Source organism: Bacillus sp. FSL K6-0923, from assembly GCF_038630825.1.
Taxonomy (GTDB): Bacteria; Bacillota; Bacilli; order Bacillales; family Bacillaceae; genus Bacillus; species Bacillus pumilus.
In genome coordinates, this window is sequence record NZ_CP152044.1 from 1,750,582 (window position 1) to 1,770,047 (window position 19,466).

Consider the following 19,466-nt stretch of genomic DNA (forward strand, 5'->3'; position numbering starts at 1 on the left):
CGCAAACTTCATTGACTAGAAGAAAGAAACGCATTTTCAAAGGAAACGGTTATTGAAGATTGAAGTGATTCATATTAAAATGATCTCAAATGGACTAATTAGCAATTGCTAATAGAAGTTCCATATTTAGTGAAATCATGTGTTGCAGCTGAAGGTGATTGGGGGTGTAGAATGAGCAAGATTCCTGTTGCGGAATTGGCATCATTATTAAATGACTGGAACATGGAAATTAAAAAGGATCATGCAGATGAGGCAGAACGGCTATTTGCTAAAGCGAAACAAGCAGTAGAGGAAATTGATGATGCGGACATCCTTATGTACTATTCTCTTCTTGAGAAGAGGCATCACATTCTCATGTACAATTTAAGAGGTCAAAAGGGCAATGTTTCAACCAAAAGTATAGAAGGTCTTCACGGGAAAAAAGAAGATGACTTATCTAACCGACTTGCCTACTATTTTGATTTTTATGAGGGGGTGTATGAGCAGCATCAAGGGAATTACGAGGTTGCATTGCAAATGTATCAAAGTGCTGAAAAGCTCTTAGATAAAATTCCAAGTGAGATCGAACGTGCTGATTTTGATTTCAAGGTGGCCTGGCTTTACTACCGGCTTAGTCATATCATGCTCTCATTAAGCTATATCCGCAGAGCTCTTTACGTTTATAAACGGCACAAGCATTATGAAAGAAGAACCGCACTTTCGTATTCTCTCATAGCGGCGAATCAAACTGAGATCGGCCGGTATGAAGAAGCGCTTGAAAATTATCGTCTGGCGGAAGAGGTTTTGACAAAAGAGCAGGATGATTTTATGCTGGCTCAGCTTCATCACAATGTGGCCATTTTATATTCATTTTGGAATAAACCGAAAGAATCAGTACATCATCTTGAAAAAGCATTGTCCCATCAAGAATATTACGAGTCGGATTTCTTTTTCCATTCTACGTATCTGATGAGCCGGGAACTCTGTGTGATTGGTGAAAAGCAGCGTGCAAGCCAATATATAGAGGCTGCGTATGCGCGAATAAAAGATGCTTCTCATGAAGTGTTTCAGCTGAAAATAGGCATCGTCCATGACCTTTACTTAACGAATGCACCACAAAGATTTCAGCAAATTGATGAGAAATTAAGAAAGTTAGAAGAGAAGAATGAATATCATGAAGTAAAAGAGCTTTCACATTTTGCGGCTAAGTATTGTGAAAAGCAAACACTTTATGAGCAGTCTGTTTTTTACTTCAATAAAAGTTTAGAAGCGGATTTACATATGAAAAGAATGGGGTTGATTTAAGGTGAAAACAGGATTAAAAGTATTATTCGTTGTGGGTTTAGCGGTTGCTGCGGCAGTTTTAACTGAAAACGTAGCGGGTTCTTTCGAAGTAGCAGAAAAAATTATTGGTGGTTAATTCACCATTTATCTCTTGCCCTTGTTGATGATCGTCAGCAAGGGTTTTTTGTATGTGATTAATAGGCTCTTCTTATTAAACGCTACAAGAACGTTTAATAAGAAGAATTCGCAACAAAGGGGGTGTGCAAATTTGTTACCTGCTCCATTATTCTAAATAAACATAGGGCAGAGCAACAAGTTAAAAAGGTCACCTTTCTTTGCTTAATTTAATTTTTTGCAGGACTTTTCATTCAAATTTTATCAAATTGGTCTATTGTACATAGAATTTGTTACAAAAGAGGGAACACCGCTCCATTTGTCACGCATATGATGAGATGAGGTGTAACTTGAAGGCAGGTGATTGTATGTATCCACGGGTATATGGAGGTTTTCATGGAGGCGGTTTTAGCGGAGGAGCAGTGGGGCCTCATATTGGCTTTGGAGGGTATTATGTGAGCCCTGGCGTGTTCTCTGGCTTAGGAGGTTATCCTGGATATGGTGGATTCGGGACATTTTCTGGATATTCTCCATATGGCTCCACGTTCATTATGGGGCGTCCTCCTGGTTTTTATGTAAGAAGTTATTAGTGTTTTATCACAGTGATTGAAATAGCCTTCTAGAGAATGGCTATTTCAATTGGTGAAAGTGCTTAATTGCAGCAGTTATCACAATGACTCCAAGGATAGAGATAGGCAGCCAAATGATGATAAACGGATCGTATGCATCTGTGTATGCCGCTAAAGCAGCACCTAGGCAGTAAAAAACAATAGAGCCTATTCGCATGAAACTGACATGCTGAATGGGAGCTTTTCTTTTTTCCTGATGTGAAATGCGCTGAGCCAAATCCTCAAATAGGTTAGCGAGTGTACTCGTTAGAACCGTTGTGGAAATACCAGCCACATTTAATTTGCGGGCGGCCGCTGTCTGCAGGCCCATGGCCATACTTAAAAGGATAATCAGCATAAAATAAGCACCTTGTGTATAAGGGAAAATGGTCATAAGAGCAAATAGAAGCAGTATGAGGACTTCTATGATAAAGATACGTGTAACGGCTTTTGGCCAAAACGTTTTCTCATGCTTTCCGCCTATCACAACAGCTAGTAAAACACCTAAAACAAATCCACTCAGTGCAATGATGGAATGAAGGGCCGTAAGCTGCAAGGAGCTTCCTGCTGCAATGCCAAGCAGCACAATATTACCTGTCATATTGGCTGTAAACACATGCCCTAAGCTCAAATAGCCAATCACATCCACAATACCTGCTGCAAGGCACAAGAAAATAAGTGCTATATTTCGAAATGAATGTGCGGTCAAAATGGTCATCCCTTTCTTGCTCTCTAATGAATAAGTGTAACGCTTAATGACCGCGTATGTCCATCTTATGTGCCGGGATAATGTCCTCAAGCCGGTGCAAAACTTGTCTGAAAGTGTCATCATTTACAAGGTGTCTCATGCGGCGGAATGGATCGCCTTTTTCCTTTAGACGCTCTATCACAGCTGGCATGGTAAACAAAGAAGGGTGAAGTCCATCTTGATGGAGTTCGTCCCATTCAAGCGGTGTCGCTACAAGTCCAAGCTCATTTCCTCTTGGTGAATAGGGCGCAATGATTGTTTTTCCAGCATCGTGCTGAATATAGTCTAAATACAAGCGATTGCCGCGTTTTTTCTTAAGACGTTCCAGAGTAAATAGCTCAGGTGCTTGTTCACATAAAAATTGGCATATAAACGCGGTAAATGTTCTCGTTTCTTCGTATGTGAAGGCATTTTTCTTTAATGGAATATAAACTTGCAGTCCTTTACCACCGCTTGTTTTAATAAAGGCTGTAAGAAAGAGACCGTCTAAAAGCGTTTTGATTCGCTTAGCAGCTTCTATGGCTAGATGAAACTCGTTAACAGATGGCGGGTCTAAATCAAAGACGATTTCGATCGGCCGATTTGTATCTCTTGTTTCAAAAGGAATATGAAATTCCATTGCAAGCTGGTTACCGAGCCAAAGAAGCGTCTGAGGGTCATTACAGACAGTGTATGAAATATCATCAGCTTGATCGGTCAACACATAATCTGGCGCATAATCAGGTGTCGATTTTTGATAAAAGAATTCATCCCCGGCGCCATGAGGAAACCGAATTAAAGTCAGCCGTCTTTCACGTAAAAAGGGCAAGAGGTAGGGAGCGGCTTGTCTTAAATAAAGCAAGTAATCTGCCTTGTTCAGATGAAGAGACGGCACAATCGGTTTTTCAGGATGAGTGACGTCAATCACAGCAGGGAGCGGATACAGCTGTTTGAGCATTTGCTGAAACGTACACGCCGCTGGGTCAGTATCTAGTAAAAAGGAAGAAAAACGCGGCTCTCTTAAGGCGGACCCATCAAAGGAGATACAAGCAATGCTCGCGACGATAGAAGGTGGGATTTCATATCCTGATGTCCCTATTTGATTGCCTTTTGTTTGAAAGAGCGTACGAAGCGTTTGTTCTTCTTCTTTAGAAAATCCATGCTTGAATTGGACAACCTCGGTGAGATGATGATCTTGATAAATACAGCCTTGGAAGTAGCCATTTTCTTTATCAAAACGAGTCACAATGACAGAGATATATCGCCAGTTTTTGACTTTCAGCCATTCTTTTGACCGTGTATTCTCGTGCCATTTACTCGTCCTTTTTTTCGCAACGAGTCCTTCTGCTAAATACGTCGTCATCAACTTTTTCATATGTTCAGGATTTGTGTCTGTATGAATGAGTTGAAGAAGGGAAGGGTGCTCAAGCTGAACAGATGGCGGAAGTTTTGCTGCTTTGAAAACTTGCTGTACCTGTTTTTTCCTTTCCATCAACGGCAAATCAATTAGAGATTGCCCTTTGCATCTTAATAGATCAAATACGATCAAATGACATGGAAACCGCTCAGCCTGTTGCTTAATCGCCTCTTTGTTTTTTAATCTGCCTCTTTGCTGAACCCTCGCAAAATCGCTTTGCTGTTCATCCAGTAAAAAGACCAATTCTCCATCAAACGTCAGAGGTAAAAAAAGAGCAAACTGATCCCTTAATTGTTCGCACTGTTCAATCACCTCAGGAAACTGTTCGTTTAATCGGTTTCCGGCTCTGCTTTCTAAATGAATCTTGTTTTGCTCCCATGTCAGAATGACTCGAAAACCGTCATATTTTAATTCATACACCCAGTCTGCACCGGTAGGAACATCATGTGCAGCCGTTAATCGCATAGGTTTCATTTGTGCATGTCACTTCCTCATATGATGTGTTCTTAGAGTGGGATGAAATTTTCATTCACATACATAAGTCTAACGAAAACATTGCATAGTAAAGAGAAAAGAACGGAGGCGACGCGATGCATACAGTTTGGAAAGGCGGCATTAGCTTTGGACTAGTCAATATTCCAGTGAAGCTGTTTACTGCTACAGAGAACAAAGATATTAAGTTAAGACAGCTGCATAAAGAGTGTCACACACCCATTAACTATAAAAAGGTTTGTGCCAACTGCGGGGAAGAGGTGGCACCAGAACAAATTGTAAAAGCGTACGAGTATGCAAAAAATAAATTCATTGAGTTAGACGAGGAAGAGCTTGAAAAACTGCGAAAAGAAAATGAAGAAAAAGCCGTTGAAATTATTGATTTTGTGAAGATAGAAGAGATTGATCCAATCTATTATGAAAGAAGTTACTTTTTATCACCAGATACCGGCGGAGCGAAGGCTTACTCATTATTAAGAAAAGCTTTAGAGGAATCGGGGAAAATTGGTGTGGCAAAGATTATGATCCGCTCAAAGGAACAATTAGCGATCGTTAGGTGCTATGAACATATTTTGCTGATGGAAACCATTCATTTTCCTGATGAAATTAGACAGGTATCAGATGTACCAAATATCCCGCAAGAGGAAAACATTGTGAAAAAAGAGTTAGATACAGCGCTTCTTTTAATCGAACAATTAACCACAACTTTTGATCCAGCTGCCTATCAGGATGAATACAGAGAACAGCTGATGAATTTAATCGGAGATAAAATATCTGGAGAACATACCGTTCAGCCAGAAACGACAGGCAAAAAAGATCCTGCATCCAATGTAACTGATTTAATGGCAGCGCTACAGGCTTCAATCGACCGATCAAAACCAGCCAAAGCGAAAAAAACAGCACCTAAAAAAAGAAAAGCACCAGCGAAAAAAGAAAAGAATGCATAAAAATAGACCGCTCCTGGGCGGTCTTATTGCGGTTTTAACACGTCCTGAATGTTCCCGTCTTTTCTATGGATCACAACTGAAGTCCCTTTATTAGAGGCAATCTCCTTAGCCCGGTCAATTGCTTCTTGTTTCGTTTGTTTGACCTCACTTGCTCGTTTTGCTTTCTCTGTTTGAATCGCCCAGCCATCTTCGTGTTTGACGACATGCTGGGCATGATCCATAAGCTCTGGTCTTGCGGAGCTGCTGTCTTTAGATGGCGTGACAGAACCACGGGCTGAGAAATTCTCGATCTCTTTTTCCGTTGCGTTCTTTTTCCATTCTTTCGCTTGACTGATCGCAATTGGGATGGCTCTACTTTCGTCATAGCCTTCCTGTATCATTTTGTTCGCAATCTCAAGCGCTTTTTTTCGAATAATGTGATCTAACGATTGAAATGAAGCCGGATAATCATTCATCGTCCAAGGCATATAAAACGCTCCTTTCTTTTATTTGAACACCTTCCCCATCTGCAAAGGATCAAACATATCATTCTTCTCAAACTAATGAAGGGGATAAAATACATCGTTTTGCTGAGGTGTCATTTCATTAAATCCCGCAGAATAGAAAGTAGAAAAGGAGTGGTTTTGATGATGATAAAAGGTTTGTATGAAGCTCATTTACCTGTGAACGATTTGAAGGCGTCTATTGCGTTTTATGAAAAATTGGAATTGACACTTGCTCACCAAAATGAACGAGTTGCTTTTTTATGGATTGAGAAAGGAAAGAGCTGGCTTGGTTTGTGGAAAGTAGATATCAATGACTTCCCATACCATCCCTCGACTCGGCACGTTGCCTTTCAAATTACAACGTCCAGTATTGAACAGATCAAGGCTTGGCTGGTTGAAAAGGGCATCGGCATTCACCCAATGTTTGGCTTTTCAGAAGAGAGGCAGCCTTTAGTTCTGGATAATCCACCGCAATTTCATGCAGCGATCTATTTTCTTGACCCAGATGGAAATCTGCTTGAATGCATTGCGCCGCTTGAGCTTGATACAGAAGAAGACTACGATAGCATGACTTATGAGGACTGGGATCGAAAGAAAAATCCATTTATTGATTGACAAAACCACTCATTGTAACTATATTGATTACAACGGTGGTGAAAGATTGTGAAACAAATTAGCAGCAGGTATCCGATTGCTGTTCATATTGTGTCATTTATTGCAGGTGTTCCAAAAGAGTGTACAGGTGATTTTATTGCAGAGAGCGTGAATTCAAATCCAGCTATTGTTCGAAAAATGATGGCAATGCTCAAACGGGCGGATCTTATTGAGATCCGCCGCGGAGTAGGCGGTGCTTATTTAAAAAGACAGGCAGAGGAAATCACGCTATTAGATGTGTACCGCGCTGTCGATGTAAGCGAGGATGAAGAATTATTTAACTTTCATCAGCCCGTCATCGCATGCCCGATTGGTCAAGCGATGGATACGAGATTGCGGCATGAACTAAAAGAAGCACAAGCTGCACTTGAGAATCACCTAAAGCAAGTGACAATTCAGCAATTATTGACAGAGGCGGAATAAAAAAGCTCATACATTGGAGCTTTTTTTACACCTTTGTTGTAACCATTTTGATTATAACGTATGCACATCACCGTTGAACGAAAAATGAGGAGGTCAAACAAATGAAATTATTAGTAACAGGCGCAACAGGACAGCTTGGATCGCTCGTCGTCCAGCATTTACTTAAAAAGGTACCAGCTGAACAAATTGCGGTGAGTGTTCGAGATCCGCAAAAGGCAGCACATTTGAAGGAAGCCGGGGTGGATGTACGCCACGGAGACTTTACTCAGCCAGACACTCTTAAGGCAGCCTTTCAAGGCATTGACCGCCTTTTGATCATTTCAACTGCGGATGGAGACCGCGTGCAGCAGCATACGGCTGCCATCCAAGCGGCGAAAGCAGCTGGTGTATCCTTTATTGCTTATACAAGCGTTGTGAATGCAAGAGAGAGTCAGCTTGTCCTCGCACACGACCATGCAAAAACTGAAGAAGCCATTGTCGCCTCTGGCATTCCTCATGTGTTTTTAAGAAACAACTGGTATGTAGAAAATGAAAAAGATACGATTTTAGCAGCCGTGGGCGGCGCACCATTTTTAAGTCCAATTGGTGATGGCAAGGTTGGCTGGGCAACAAGAAATGACTACGCAGAAGCGGCCGCAAATGCGTTAACACTTTCTGAACATAACAAAGAGAAATATGAACTGTCAGGACCTCTTCGGACGCATACTGAACTTGCGCGCATTGTCAGTGAAGTGAGCGGAAAAGAGATCAAGGTGGAGCAAATTACTGTCGACACATTTGGAGAATTTTTAGCTTCTAATGGGGTACCAAAAGAAGCTGTGCCATTTGTTAAAGCCATTCAAAGCGGGATTCGCGATGGTGCATTAGCCGTTGAAAGCCATGATTTCGAAACCTTATTAGGCCGGCCGTTAACGCCTATCGACGAAAAAATTCGTGAAATGATTTCAAAATAAACATCAAAAACGCCCAATTAAAAGGGCGTTTTTTTGTCCAAATTTAGACAAATCACTTCATTGAAATTTCAGAAATTTGGGATTAAAATGAAAATATAGGCTGTTATTTCGTCATCAGATGACCAAATTGATGAATCAAATTGCAGCAAAGAAGGGAAGTTCGCCGATGAAAGTCCATTTATTCGTTACTTGTTTAATTGACACCATGCAGCCAAATGTAGGAAAGGCCACAGTGGAAGTATTAGAAAGGCTCGGTGTAGAAGTGGAATTTCCAGAGGCACAAGTGTGCTGCGGGCAGCCAGCCTTTAACAGCGGCTATACAAAAGAAACCATTAAAGCAGCAAAAAACATGATTAAAGCCTTTGAATCAGCTGAATATGTCGTGACTCCGTCAGGCTCTTGTAAGGCGATGTTTTTAGAATATCCTCAACTTTTAAAAGAAGATCCAGTGTGGTCAGCAAAAGCTGAAGCACTTGCTGAGAAAACATATGAATTAACCGAGTTTATTGTTGATATATTACACGTCACAGATGTAGGGGCAAGCCTGAAAGGAAACGCAGCCTATCACACATCCTGTCATATGACGAGACTGCTGCGAATTAAGGAAGCCCCTTTCACTCTATTGTCAAATGTCAAGGATTTGACGATGACACCATTGCCACGCGCAGAAAATTGCTGCGGATTTGGAGGAACCTTTTCAGTAAAAATGACACCTATATCTGAGCAAATGGTCGATGAAAAAGTCCAAAGCATAGAGGAGACAGGCGCTGAATATATCATTGGTGCTGACTGCGGCTGCCTTCTCAATATTGGCGGAAGACTGAATCGTCTTGATAAATCCATTCAAGTGATGCATATCGCAGAGGTATTAAATAGCCGCTGACTTTAAGAGGGGGAACGGCACATGAGTATGAAAATTGGAGCGAAGGCCTTTAAAGAACGAATCGGGGAAGGATTAGAAGATACGGTCATGAGAGGAGCTGTTTCCTCAGCGCAGGAACGCCTGTATGAAAGGCGGCTATCTGCGAGCGAAGAACTTGGCAACTGGGAAAAGTGGCGAGAACTTGGCGAGGAAATCCGGCAGCATACGCTGACGCATCTTGATGACTACTTATACCAGTTAAGTGAAAGCGTTAGTGCACGCGGAGGACATGTCTTTTTTGCAAAAACAAAGGAAGAGGCATCGGCGTATATTCAACATGTGGCACAGAAAAAAGCGGCCAAAAAGATCGTTAAATCAAAATCAATGGTCACAGAAGAAATTGAAATGAATCAAGCCCTTGAAGAGATCGGCTGTGACGTGGTGGAAAGTGACCTTGGCGAGTATATTCTGCAAGTAGATGATCATGAACCTCCTTCACATATTGTGGCACCTGCTCTTCATATGACGAAAGAACAAATAAGAGAAGTCTTTCACGAAAAGCTCGGGTATGAGATGTCAGAGACACCTGAAGATATGACGAGTTTTGTGAGAGCCATATTACGTGAAAAGTTCCTCGAAGCAGATATTGGTGTCACTGGCTGTAATTTTGCTGTCGCCAATACAGGTTCCATTTGCCTTGTGACAAATGAAGGGAATGCGGATCTTGTTACGGCTATCCCGAAGACACATATCGCCGTTATGGGCATGGAACGGATTGTTCCAACGATGGAGGAGCTGGATGTCCTCGTTGGTCTTTTGTGCAGAAGTGCAGTCGGTCAGAAATTAACGAGTTATATTTCTGTCGTCGGACCAAAAGGAGAAGAAGAAGTGGATGGACCAGAAGAATTTCACCTGGTTATTGTGGACAATGGGCGGTCCAATATATTAGGTACTCCCTTTCAGCCTGTTCTCCAATGTATCCGGTGCGCAGCCTGCATCAATGTGTGCCCAGTTTACCGGCATGTGGGCGGACATTCATACGGATCGATTTATCCGGGGCCAATTGGCGCTGTTTTATCGCCGCTTCTTGGCGGCTATGATGACTACCAAGAGCTCCCCTTTGCATCCAGCCTTTGCGCGGCCTGCACAGATGCTTGTCCAGTAAAGATCCCGCTTCACGAATTATTAATAAAACATCGACAAGTCATTGTTGAAAAAGAGGGGAGAGCGCCTAAAGCTGAAATGATGGCGATGAAAATGTTCGGAATCGGTGCATCTACTCCCGGTATGTATCAATTCGGAACAAAAGCTGCTCCTGTATTGATGAATCGTATGGCTTCAAACGGACAGATTTCAAAAGGAATAGGCCCTTTAAAGAATTGGACAGATATTCGTGACCTGCCAGCTCCAAGTAAAGAAAGATTCAGGGATTGGTTTAAAAAGAGACAGAAGGAGGAGCAGTGATGAAGGGAACCATTTCTCAACGAGAGTCGTTTTTAGATCATATCCGTCAGCAATTAGGGAAGGATTCCTCCTCATCTGCATCTATTCAGCGTCCGGCTTGGAAACATCAAGTTCAGTGGGAAACAAATGGACTTTTGACTAAAGAAGAGCTAGTTGAGCAACTGAAGGTGCAATGTCAACGAATTCACACAAGAGTGGTCGAAACAACACCAGAGGAAGCGCCCTCTGTATTACGATCATTGATGACAGAGTATGGAGAGGGTTCTGTGATGACATCGGGCGATCATCGTTTTGAACAATATGGATTTTATCCGATGTTTGACAGCTTGCAGCACGAAGGCTTCGCAGTCACCAGCTGGAATGCTGAAGCATCAAGGGAAGAAAATATCAGGCTGGCAGAACAAGCGGCTTATTCGGTTGTATTTAGTGATTATACTCTTGCAGAATCAGGGACAGTCGTGCTTTCATCCCATCAGGGTCAAGGAAGAGCGCTGCATTTTTTACCGATGATGTATATCGTGTGTATCGAAAAAAGCACGGTGGTTCCGCGGATGATTCAGGCAGTTTCGGCTCTTAATCGCTCGGTAGAGGAGGGGGAAGAGGCGAAAGGTGCGATTCATTTCATATCAGGTCCGAGTAACTCTGCGGATATTGAGATGAATTTAGTAGTAGGTGTTCATGGTCCAGTTCGGGCGGTTTATCTATTGATAGATGATGAATAGGGCTTTCGAGATGAAAGCCTTTTTTCATACAAAAAAAGCTTACATCAGTTTTAAAATCATCTTGCCTCTAGCGGATTGGACATAGTAAGATGACGACATACAAGGATGAACTTCTCATCTACTGCTGATGTAAAGGAAGCTGCTCATGGACATGAAGTCAACTGCTCAAAAGAAATCAATTGCACTACCGCTTGTGATTTCAATTATTGCCATTTCGTTTTCTGCTATTATTGTGAAATGGTCAAATGCACCTGCTGCTATTTTAAGTATGTATCGAATGATCTTTGCCGCGGTTTTTATGCTGCCGTTTATTCTGCCACGAAAAAAAGAATTTCTCTCGATTCAGAGAAGAGACTGGTTTTTCTTATGTATGTCAGGCTTCTTTTTAGGACTCCATTTTGTGTTGTGGTTTGGCTCACTGAAGCTGACGACTGTGGCAAGCTCTACTATTATCATCGCCCTTCAGCCGATGGTCTCCTTATTAGGCGGCTTTCTCATTTTTCGTGAACGAACCACGCTCCCTGCACTTTTGACGATGTGTGCCGCAATTGTTGGTGCACTTATGATTGGGTGGGGAGACATAGGTCATAGCCAGGAAGCCATCCTAGGAGATATTTTATCCTTTTTAAGTGTGATCGCCGTTGTTTGTTATTTATTAATAGGTCAACAGGCTGTCAGAAAGATATCTCATTGGATTTATAGTTTTTGTGTGTTTGGTTTTGCCGGTCTTTTTTTAATTTTATTTAATTTGATTCAGCAAACTCCTTTTACAGACTATCCAGGTAAAGAGTGGGGGATCTTTTTATTGCTTGCGATCATTCCCACCATGTCTCATGTCATTAATAATTGGCTTTTAACCTATGTCAATGCCACAACCATTTCAATGAGTATCCTTGGCGAACCTGTTGGAGCCACGATTCTTGCTGTATGGCTGCTTGGAGAAAAAGTCACGCTGCTTCAAATGTGTGGCGGTTTTCTTGTCCTTTTAGGCGTCTTTTTCTTTTTGATGCAGCAGCGGCAAGGGATTGTGATGAAACAAAAAAAATCCGGTTAAATCCCGGATTTTTACTCTTTTAAATCGTTCTTTTCAATCACTTTGTTTAATCTTTCCTCGACCTTCTTCAATTCCATTCGTTTTCTTCTGATCATTCGAAAAGCGATGACAATGATCGTCACGATAGCAGCAATGAATAGAAGAGAGAACACTTGAAATAGAAGATCACCCATGTTAAATGCCATATTCTCTCCGTTAGACATACGTAAAACCTCCCTTTCTATCTATATATTACCATAATCAATAAAAGATTGAGATTTATCCATTATTTATCTATAATAGGTAAAATATCACTTGTTAAAGGAGAACCAATATGAGAACTTTAGTCCTTTTACGAGGTCTCCCAGGCGCAGGGAAATCAACTTGGATCAAAGCCCAAGGCTTAGAGCCTTACACGTTATCAGCGGATCAGATCCGTCTTTTGACCCGGCCTCCGCAGTTATCTGTCAATGGGAAACCAGAAATTTCAAGCAAACATGACCACAAAGTCTGGTCTTTATTATTTGAATTGCTTACAGCTCGTATGGAACGTGGAGATTTTACTGTGATTGATGCCACGCATATTTCAAGCAAATCGATATCTCAATATAAATCGCTGGCCACATCGTATCGTTACAGGGTGTATGTCGTCGATTTCACGCAGGTGCCGCTTGAAACAGCTCTCCTGCAAAATCGCTCACGGGAAGCTCACAAAGTTGTTCGGGAGTCTGTTTTATATCAAATGAACGAGCGTTTAAAAATAGAAAAGGTTCCATCATGGGTGACGGTCTTGCAGCCTGAGGAATATTCGCAAGTGATGACCTATCAGCCTCGTTCCTTTGATCAATATGAGGCCATTCATATCTTTGGAGATATTCACGGCTGTCATACTGCTCTGACCACCTATTTGCAAGGAGATATTAAAGAAAATGAACTTTATATCTTTGCAGGTGATTTACTTGATAGAGGGATAGAAAACAAGGAAGTATTAGAATGGATGCTCGCACATAGAGAATGCCGGAATGTCATCGTAATTGAGGGCAATCATGATCAGCATTTATACCGGTTTGCACATGGTGAAAAAGTAAGAAGCAATATGTTTAACCGGCATACTGCACCTGAAATCGAAGCAGCAGACTTTGATTTAAAAGAAGTACGGAAGTTTGTCAGAACATTTCATCAGCTCACTTATTTTACGTACCATGGCAAGACATTTCTTGTTACTCACGGGGGGCTTGCTCATTTGCCAGAAGAGCTTCTGCATGTCTCAACACAGCAGCTCATTCACGGTGTAGGTGAATATTCAGATGACATTGACCATTTGTTTGTTCAAAACACTGCTGGATTAGATGTCATTCAAATTCACGGGCATCGCAATTTATACAGGCTGCCTACTCAAGCAGCGGAAAGGTCTTATAATCTAGAAGGCCAGGTTGAATTCGGGGGACAGCTGAGGGTGTTGAAAATCACAGCTGACGGGATTGAGACACATGAAATTGACAACCCAGTCTATAGAGCTTCTGAAAAAAAACCATCGGCTGCTATTCAACCAGATATCTCACTAGATGACTTTTTAGCTCACTTAGATCAGCATGAATATGTACAGGAATTAAAGCTTCCGCACCATATTTCATCTTTTAATTTTACGAAAAAAGCGTTTAGTGAACGGCAGTGGGATGATGTGAATGTGAAGGCAAGAGGTTTGTTTGTCAATATGGTGTCAAAGCAGATTGTTTCAAGAAGCTACAACAAATTTTTTAACATTGATGAGCGTCCGGAGACAAAAATGCATCATCTAGTGAACCACCTTCAATTTCCTGTTACCGTCTATGATAAAGCAAATGGATATTTAGGGACGGTTGGGTATAACGAAATGGAAGATGAATTGGTGTTTACGTCCAAATCGTATACATCTCATGTGAAGCAAAACCAGCATGCTTCTTGGGTCGAAGAGTTATTCTATCAGACCTTCGGAGACGTGCAGGTCGACTACATCAAATCATACGTACGTGACCACAATGTATCTCTTGTGTTTGAAGTCATTTTGCCAGAGAAAGACCCGCATATAATCACATATGATCATGATCAACTCATTTTACTTGATATTGTGAAGCGTCAGCTGAGCTATGAAAAGGCACCTTTTACTGAAGTGAAAAGAGTAAGCGAACAGCTTGGAATGTCCTGTAAGCAGGAAGTGGCTGTGTTCCATGATTGGACCTCTTTTTATAAATGGTATCAGGCCGTCTCTCATGACGACACGATCAAAGAAGAGGGATATGTCATTGAGGATGATCGCGGCTTTATGACCAAGCTCAAGCTTCCTTATTATCAATTCTGGAAGCAGATGCGTTCGATCAAACAGCGCGTTGCAGAGAAGCGTTCCACGCAAAAATATATGCAGGCATTGCAAACAGCGGAGCAAGCTAGATTTTATACGTGGCTTCTTGAGCAAGATGCCAATGCTGTCAGAAATAGCTCCATTATTGAGCTGCGTTCACAATTTGAGCAAAGCGATGCTGTCCAATTGAATAATGATGGAATAAATGCATAGTCTAAAAAGAAGTCTTTTCTAAGGAAAAGGCTTTTTTGATGCAATTGAAAGGTGGACCCTTACATGCCAGACCATATTGAAGTCATTTTACGGACGATGTTTGCTTTTGCGATTTTATTTGTCGGAGCACGTCTTCTTGGAAAACAAACCATTGCGCAAATGAATATTTTTGATTTTATAGCAGCCATCAGCTTAGGTTCAATTGCGGCGAGTCTCGCGTTTAATACTACGCTGCCGTTTCATCACACGACGATTTCCTTTGTCACGCTTGTCATGATCATTTATGTGATTTCTCTCATTGCTTTAAGGAGCCGAAAATTGAGAGGATTTATGGCCGGTAAACCAACCCTTGTCATACAAAATGGCAAAATTCTTGAAGAGAATATGAAGGGAATGAGGTATACCCTTGATTATTTAAATCAGCAGCTGAGAGAAAAAGACATTTTTGATATTAGCGAAGTTGAATTTGCCATGATTGAAACAGATGGGCATATGTCAGTGAAAAAATATCCTTCGTTTGAAAATGTCACTCGAAAGGATATTCAATTGTATATGAAGGCAGAGGGCTACATGCCTATCGAAGTGATCATGGACGGAAAGCTCATTTTGAAAAACATTCATGAAAATCAATTAACTGTGGAGTGGATAGATGAAGAGCTTAAGAAAAGGCAGCTCTCCTTAAAGGACATTGTATACGCAGTCCGTTCAAGTAATGGCAGCTTATATATTGATACATATGACGACCACATTCACTCTCCGATTGATCAAGAATGAAGGTATAGTGCGGAGGTCACCCTCCTGACACATATCTGTCAATGTTTCTAAGTCGTTTGGATGCTGTCTGACTAGGCATCATTTCTCAATTATTATTATTTTCAGAAAATGTGGTGACGGAGAAAAATAAGTATGTTTAAGTATAAATAGAAGAATTTAAAATATTAATATAATATATATCAAGCGGAATGAACATTCATTCCTAGTGAAACGAAAGGAGAGGATGAAATGTCTGTAGCGACTAGTGATAAACAGGAGCAGATTATGAAGGCTTCACTGGACTTATTTATTGAACGTGGCTTTGATGGCACAACGATGCCGATGATTTCAAAAAAAGCCAACGTTGGAGCGGGAACCATTTATCGGTATTTCGATAGTAAAGAAGCACTCGTCAACATTTTATACCAGCGAAGCCTCACTGCGTTTATCGACAAAATCAGCACAAACAGTCCAGACCCAAAAGCAAGTATCAGAGCCTATTTTAAGCATGTCTTTTATTGCTTGGTTTTGTTTACAAAGGAGAACCCGAGTGGTCTGTACTTCTTAGAAATTGATAAACGGTCACATTATTTAGATCAGAAAAGTAAAGAGAAAATGCAGCAATTGTTAAATGAGCTATTCCTCATCTTTGAAGAAGGGAAGAAGGATGGGATTCATCCGAATCTATCAGGGAGAACCATTTTATCCATTGTATTTGGCGCATTCGTCCAGCTTCACAAGCAGATTCTTGCAGAAGAAATAGATCCAACGATTGAATTTTTAGAGGATATTGAGCAATGTTTATGGCGCGCCATTAGCGTTGCATCATAAAGAAATAAAGGGAGTGGGCATATGCATCAATCATCAATCATTCCAAAACCAAAAACATACGGACCTTTTAAAAATATTCCCCATATAAAAAAGGGAGAGCTTTCTCAAACCTTTTGGCGGCTGGCAGATGAATTAGGACCGATTTTTCAGTTTGAATTTTCAAATGCAACAAGTATTTTTGTTTCCAGCCATGAACTTGTCAAAGAAGTATGTGACGAAAGCCGTTTTGATAAATTTATTGGGACTAGTCTCAATAAAGTAAGAGCATTTGCAGGAGATGGACTATTTACAAGCTGGACAGAAGAACCGAACTGGAGAAAGGCTCATCAAATTTTGATGCCTGCATTTAGCCAGCAGGCCATGAAGGGCTATCATGAGATGATGCTCGATATTGCCACACAGCTTGTGCAAAAATGGCAAAGAACAGGCCGCGATGAAGAAATTGAAGTAGCTGAGGATATGACAAAGCTGACTTTAGATACGATCGGCCTTTGCGGTTTTGATTTTCGCTTTAACAGCTTTTATAAAGAAAATCAGCATCCGTTCATCGAAAGCATGCTGAAAGGCTTAAATGAAGCAATGGAGCAGTCGAGCCGATTGCCGATTGCAGATAAACTCATGATCAAAAGAAGAAAAGAATTTGACCAGCATGTCGATTTTATGTCGCAATTAGTAGATGACATTATTCAGGAACGAAAAAAACAAGATAAAACGGGCGATGATTTACTGTCACTTATGCTGCATGCAGAGGACCCTGAAACAGGTGAACGTTTATCCGATGAAAATATCCGTTATCAAATCATTACCTTCTTAATTGCAGGGCACGAAACAACAAGCGGACTGCTATCATTTGCGATTTATTTCTTACTAAAGAATCCAGAGAAATTAAAGAAAGCCATCCAGGAAGCAGATGAGGTGCTGCAGGGCGGGCTTCCGACATTTAAACAGGTGCAAAAGCTAAGCTACACTCGTATGGTGTTAAATGAAGCCCTTCGCCTCTGGCCAACAGCGCCTACGTTCTCTCTTTATGCGAAAGAGGACACAGTAATCGGGGGGAAATATCCGATTCAAAAGAATCAAAGTGTCTCTGTACTGCTCCCTAAATTACACCGTGATCCAGCAGTATGGGGAGAGGATTCAGAAGACTTTAAACCAGAGCGGTTTATGCACCCTGAGAAAATCCCGCAGCATGCCTACAAGCCTTTTGGGAATGGACAGCGTGCATGTATCGGTATGCAGTTCGCCCTGCATGAAGCTACGATGGTTCTCGCGATGGTCCTGCACAATTTAGAGTTAATTGATCACACATCTTATGAGCTTGATTTAAAAGAGTCTCTCACAATTAAACCTAACGATTTTAAAATCAAAGTGCTGCCAAGGAAGCAGCAATTCTTTATGGCTCCACCGAAAGAAGAACCGAAGAAAAGCACCAAATCTAGTGATTCAAAAGTGGCGAGTCACGGTACTTCGCTGCTAGTTTTGTACGGATCAAATCTTGGCACAGCAAAGAAAATAGCGAACGAATTGGTTGAAGACGGGAAAGCAAAAGGGTTCGATGTGACCACTGCGTCGCTTGATGACTTTACACGCCGATTGCCAGATACAGGTGCTGTCCTCATCGTGACCGCTTCATACAACGGACATCCACCTGACAACGCGAAGCAATTCGTGGATTGGTTGACGCAGGATGAAGAGCAGGATCTATCAAACGTGACATTTGCAGTCTTTGGGTGTGGGGATCGAAATTGGGCGAGTACGTATCAGCGTATTCCTCGTCTGATTGATGAAGCACTTGAAAGAAAAGGGGCAAAGCGTGTAACGGATATTGGTGAAGGCGATGCAGGCGGTGATATGGATGAAGATAAAGAAACATTCCAGAAGACGGTCTTCGAACAGCTTGCAAAAGAATTTAAGCTCACTTTCCAAGAAAAGGGGAAGGAAAAACCAAACCTATCAGTTGCTTATACGAATGAGCTAGTTGAGCGTCCTGTAGCTAAAATATATGATGCCTTTTCAGCTGTTGTATTGAAAAATGAAGAATTACAATCAGAAAAAAGCACACGGCAGACAAGACATATTGAACTGAAATTGCCTGCTGGAAAAGTATACAAAGAAGGGGATCATATCGGGATTGTGCCGAAAAATAGTGATGCACTCGTTCAGCGTGTGACCCACCGCTTTAAACTAGATCCAGAGCAGCACATTAAGCTTTCATCTGAGAAAGAGGCAAGTCATTTACCATTAGATCAGCCGATTCCAATCAAAGAATTACTCGCCTCGCATGTTGAGCTTCAAGAGCCTGCGACACGTACACAGCTAAGAGAGCTCGCAGCACATACTGTATGTCCGCCTCACCGCGTGGAGCTTGAACAAATGGCTGGTGAAGCATATCAAGACGCCATCTTAAAGAAACGAGTAACCATGCTGGATTTATTAGATCAATATGAAGCGTGTGAGCTGCCGTTTGTGCACTTTTTGGCACTTTTACCAGGTTTAAAGCCGCGTTATTACTCGATTTCTAGCTCGCCAAAGGTAGAGGAAGAAAAAGTCAGTATCACAGTGGCAGTTGTAAAAGGTAAAGCATGGAACGGACGCGGAGAATACGCAGGCGTCGCATCAACCTATTTATGTGGTCTGAAAGAAGGTGAAGAAGTCGCCTGCTTCCTTCACGAAGCGCAGGCAGGATTCCAGCTACCACCTTCATCTGAATTACCGATGATCATGATCGGGCCGGGTACAGGAATCGCTCCATTTAGAGGGTTTGTTCAGGCAAGAGAAGTGTGGCAGAAGGAAGGCAAACCACTAGGCGAAGCTCACCTGTATTTTGGCTGCCGTCACCCTCATGAAGATGATCTGTATTTTGAGGAAATGCAGCTTGCAGCGCAAAAAGGAGTTGTTCACATCCATCGTGCTTATTCTCGTTACAATGAGCAAAAAATATATGTCCAGCATTTGTTGAAAGAAGACGGCGGCACGCTGATCAAGTTACTTGATCAAGGTGCGTATCTTTACGTGTGCGGGGACGGAAAAGTCATGGCACCAGACGTAGAGGCTACATTGATCGACCTCTATCAACAAGAGAAACAATGTTCGAAGGAAGTAGCTGAAAATTGGCTGACAACCCTTGCAAATAATAATAGATATGTAAAAGATGTATGGAGCTGACA

Annotated in this window: 17 protein-coding genes; 13 read left to right on the plus strand and 4 right to left on the minus strand. The window is 41.7% G+C overall.

The window, feature by feature from the left end; genetic code table 11:
• Window positions 1–171 precede the first annotated feature (171 nt).
• Window positions 172–1,284, plus strand: a complete 1,113-nt coding sequence (locus MHI16_RS08790) for a tetratricopeptide repeat protein (protein WP_342498163.1) — start codon at window positions 172–174, stop codon at window positions 1,282–1,284.
• Between the two features lie 723 nt (window positions 1,285–2,007).
• On the opposite strand, the gene MHI16_RS08795 is transcribed toward MHI16_RS08790, so the two are convergent.
• Both MHI16_RS08795 and MHI16_RS08800 read right to left on the minus strand, forming a co-directional pair.
• On the minus strand, window positions 2,008–2,703 hold the full coding sequence (locus tag MHI16_RS08795) for a YoaK family protein (protein ID WP_342498164.1): 696 nt from the start codon (window positions 2,701–2,703) through the stop codon (window positions 2,008–2,010).
• 34 nt (window positions 2,704–2,737) lie between these two features.
• Window positions 2,738–4,603 carry a DNA ligase D gene (locus MHI16_RS08800; RefSeq protein WP_180308916.1) on the minus strand — a complete coding sequence of 622 codons (1,866 nt, stop codon included), beginning with the start codon at window positions 4,601–4,603 and terminating at the stop codon, window positions 2,738–2,740.
• A 116-nt stretch (window positions 4,604–4,719) separates the two neighbouring features.
• Between MHI16_RS08800 and MHI16_RS08805 the strand changes: the two genes are divergently transcribed.
• Window positions 4,720–5,568 (plus strand): Ku protein, encoded by an 849-nt coding sequence (locus MHI16_RS08805; RefSeq protein WP_058015683.1) that lies wholly within the window; start codon window positions 4,720–4,722, stop codon window positions 5,566–5,568.
• Window positions 5,569–5,591: 23 nt separating this feature from the next.
• Here MHI16_RS08805 and MHI16_RS08810 read toward each other — a convergent pair whose 3' ends face one another.
• Window positions 5,592–6,035 carry a DUF2188 domain-containing protein gene (locus MHI16_RS08810; RefSeq protein ID WP_058015682.1) on the minus strand — a complete coding sequence of 148 codons (444 nt, stop codon included), beginning with the start codon at window positions 6,033–6,035 and terminating at the stop codon, window positions 5,592–5,594.
• 159 nt (window positions 6,036–6,194) lie between these two features.
• Between MHI16_RS08810 and MHI16_RS08815 the strand changes: the two genes are divergently transcribed.
• The 7 genes from MHI16_RS08815 (at window position 6,195) to MHI16_RS08845 (ending at window position 12,185) form a co-directional block, all read left to right on the plus strand.
• Window positions 6,195–6,668, plus strand: coding sequence for a VOC family protein (locus MHI16_RS08815; RefSeq protein WP_058015681.1), 474 nt, complete (start codon window positions 6,195–6,197; stop codon window positions 6,666–6,668).
• A 48-nt stretch (window positions 6,669–6,716) separates the two neighbouring features.
• Window positions 6,717–7,130 (plus strand): Rrf2 family transcriptional regulator, encoded by a 414-nt coding sequence (locus tag MHI16_RS08820; RefSeq protein WP_058015680.1) that lies wholly within the window; start codon window positions 6,717–6,719, stop codon window positions 7,128–7,130.
• Window positions 7,131–7,231: 101 nt separating this feature from the next.
• On the plus strand, window positions 7,232–8,083 hold the full coding sequence (locus tag MHI16_RS08825) for an SDR family oxidoreductase (RefSeq protein ID WP_058015679.1): 852 nt from the start codon (window positions 7,232–7,234) through the stop codon (window positions 8,081–8,083).
• A gap of 166 nt (window positions 8,084–8,249) precedes the next feature.
• Window positions 8,250–8,966, plus strand: a complete 717-nt coding sequence (locus MHI16_RS08830) for a (Fe-S)-binding protein (RefSeq protein WP_058015702.1) — start codon at window positions 8,250–8,252, stop codon at window positions 8,964–8,966.
• 21 nt (window positions 8,967–8,987) lie between these two features.
• Window positions 8,988–10,409: a LutB/LldF family L-lactate oxidation iron-sulfur protein gene (locus MHI16_RS08835; RefSeq protein WP_342498165.1), complete on the plus strand. Its 1,422-nt coding sequence runs from the start codon at window positions 8,988–8,990 to the stop codon at window positions 10,407–10,409.
• Window positions 10,409–11,131: a lactate utilization protein C gene (locus MHI16_RS08840; RefSeq protein WP_058015678.1), complete on the plus strand. Its 723-nt coding sequence runs from the start codon at window positions 10,409–10,411 to the stop codon at window positions 11,129–11,131. Before MHI16_RS08835 ends, MHI16_RS08840 begins: the two co-directional genes overlap by 1 nt.
• Window positions 11,132–11,276: 145 nt before the next feature.
• Window positions 11,277–12,185 (plus strand): DMT family transporter, encoded by a 909-nt coding sequence (locus MHI16_RS08845; RefSeq protein ID WP_342498166.1) that lies wholly within the window; start codon window positions 11,277–11,279, stop codon window positions 12,183–12,185.
• An 11-nt stretch (window positions 12,186–12,196) separates the two neighbouring features.
• On the opposite strand, the gene MHI16_RS08850 is transcribed toward MHI16_RS08845, so the two are convergent.
• On the minus strand, window positions 12,197–12,388 hold the full coding sequence (locus MHI16_RS08850; protein WP_058015676.1) for a hypothetical protein: 192 nt from the start codon (window positions 12,386–12,388) through the stop codon (window positions 12,197–12,199).
• A 110-nt stretch (window positions 12,389–12,498) separates the two neighbouring features.
• Between MHI16_RS08850 and MHI16_RS08855 the strand changes: the two genes are divergently transcribed.
• The 4 genes from MHI16_RS08855 to MHI16_RS08870 all read left to right on the plus strand — a co-directional run bounded on the left by MHI16_RS08855 (window position 12,499) and on the right by MHI16_RS08870 (window position 19,464).
• Window positions 12,499–14,715 carry an RNA ligase gene (locus tag MHI16_RS08855; protein ID WP_058015675.1) on the plus strand — a complete coding sequence of 739 codons (2,217 nt, stop codon included), beginning with the start codon at window positions 12,499–12,501 and terminating at the stop codon, window positions 14,713–14,715.
• Window positions 14,716–14,778: 63 nt separating this feature from the next.
• Window positions 14,779–15,489 (plus strand): DUF421 domain-containing protein, encoded by a 711-nt coding sequence (locus MHI16_RS08860; protein WP_058015674.1) that lies wholly within the window; start codon window positions 14,779–14,781, stop codon window positions 15,487–15,489.
• 228 nt (window positions 15,490–15,717) lie between these two features.
• Window positions 15,718–16,299 carry a TetR/AcrR family transcriptional regulator gene (locus MHI16_RS08865; RefSeq protein WP_058015673.1) on the plus strand — a complete coding sequence of 194 codons (582 nt, stop codon included), beginning with the start codon at window positions 15,718–15,720 and terminating at the stop codon, window positions 16,297–16,299.
• Between the two features lie 21 nt (window positions 16,300–16,320).
• Entirely contained in the window at window positions 16,321–19,464 is a 3,144-nt protein-coding gene (locus tag MHI16_RS08870) for a bifunctional cytochrome P450/NADPH--P450 reductase (RefSeq protein WP_061407935.1), read from the plus strand.
• The last annotated feature ends 2 nt before the right edge of the window (window positions 19,465–19,466 follow it).

What these genes read in the sequence shown, in the direction of transcription:
- MHI16_RS08790 (WP_342498163.1), top strand. Translation starts at nt 172, where the DNA reads ATGAGCAAGATTCCTGTTGCGGAATTGGCATCATTATTAAATGACTGG.
- MHI16_RS08795 (WP_342498164.1), bottom strand. Translation starts at nt 2,703, where the DNA reads ATGACCATTTTGACCGCACATTCATTTCGAAATATAGCACTTATTTTC.
- MHI16_RS08800 (WP_180308916.1), bottom strand. Translation starts at nt 4,603, where the DNA reads ATGAAACCTATGCGATTAACGGCTGCACATGATGTTCCTACCGGTGCA.
- MHI16_RS08805 (WP_058015683.1), top strand. Translation starts at nt 4,720, where the DNA reads ATGCATACAGTTTGGAAAGGCGGCATTAGCTTTGGACTAGTCAATATT.
- MHI16_RS08810 (WP_058015682.1), bottom strand. Translation starts at nt 6,035, where the DNA reads ATGCCTTGGACGATGAATGATTATCCGGCTTCATTTCAATCGTTAGAT.
- MHI16_RS08815 (WP_058015681.1), top strand. Translation starts at nt 6,195, where the DNA reads ATGATGATAAAAGGTTTGTATGAAGCTCATTTACCTGTGAACGATTTG.
- MHI16_RS08825 (WP_058015679.1), top strand. Translation starts at nt 7,232, where the DNA reads ATGAAATTATTAGTAACAGGCGCAACAGGACAGCTTGGATCGCTCGTC.
- MHI16_RS08830 (WP_058015702.1), top strand. Translation starts at nt 8,250, where the DNA reads ATGAAAGTCCATTTATTCGTTACTTGTTTAATTGACACCATGCAGCCA.
- MHI16_RS08835 (WP_342498165.1), top strand. Translation starts at nt 8,988, where the DNA reads ATGAGTATGAAAATTGGAGCGAAGGCCTTTAAAGAACGAATCGGGGAA.
- MHI16_RS08840 (WP_058015678.1), top strand. Translation starts at nt 10,409, where the DNA reads ATGAAGGGAACCATTTCTCAACGAGAGTCGTTTTTAGATCATATCCGT.
- MHI16_RS08845 (WP_342498166.1), top strand. Translation starts at nt 11,277, where the DNA reads ATGGACATGAAGTCAACTGCTCAAAAGAAATCAATTGCACTACCGCTT.
- MHI16_RS08850 (WP_058015676.1), bottom strand. Translation starts at nt 12,388, where the DNA reads ATGTCTAACGGAGAGAATATGGCATTTAACATGGGTGATCTTCTATTT.
- MHI16_RS08855 (WP_058015675.1), top strand. Translation starts at nt 12,499, where the DNA reads ATGAGAACTTTAGTCCTTTTACGAGGTCTCCCAGGCGCAGGGAAATCA.
- MHI16_RS08860 (WP_058015674.1), top strand. Translation starts at nt 14,779, where the DNA reads ATGCCAGACCATATTGAAGTCATTTTACGGACGATGTTTGCTTTTGCG.
- MHI16_RS08865 (WP_058015673.1), top strand. Translation starts at nt 15,718, where the DNA reads ATGTCTGTAGCGACTAGTGATAAACAGGAGCAGATTATGAAGGCTTCA.
- MHI16_RS08870 (WP_061407935.1), top strand. Translation starts at nt 16,321, where the DNA reads ATGCATCAATCATCAATCATTCCAAAACCAAAAACATACGGACCTTTT.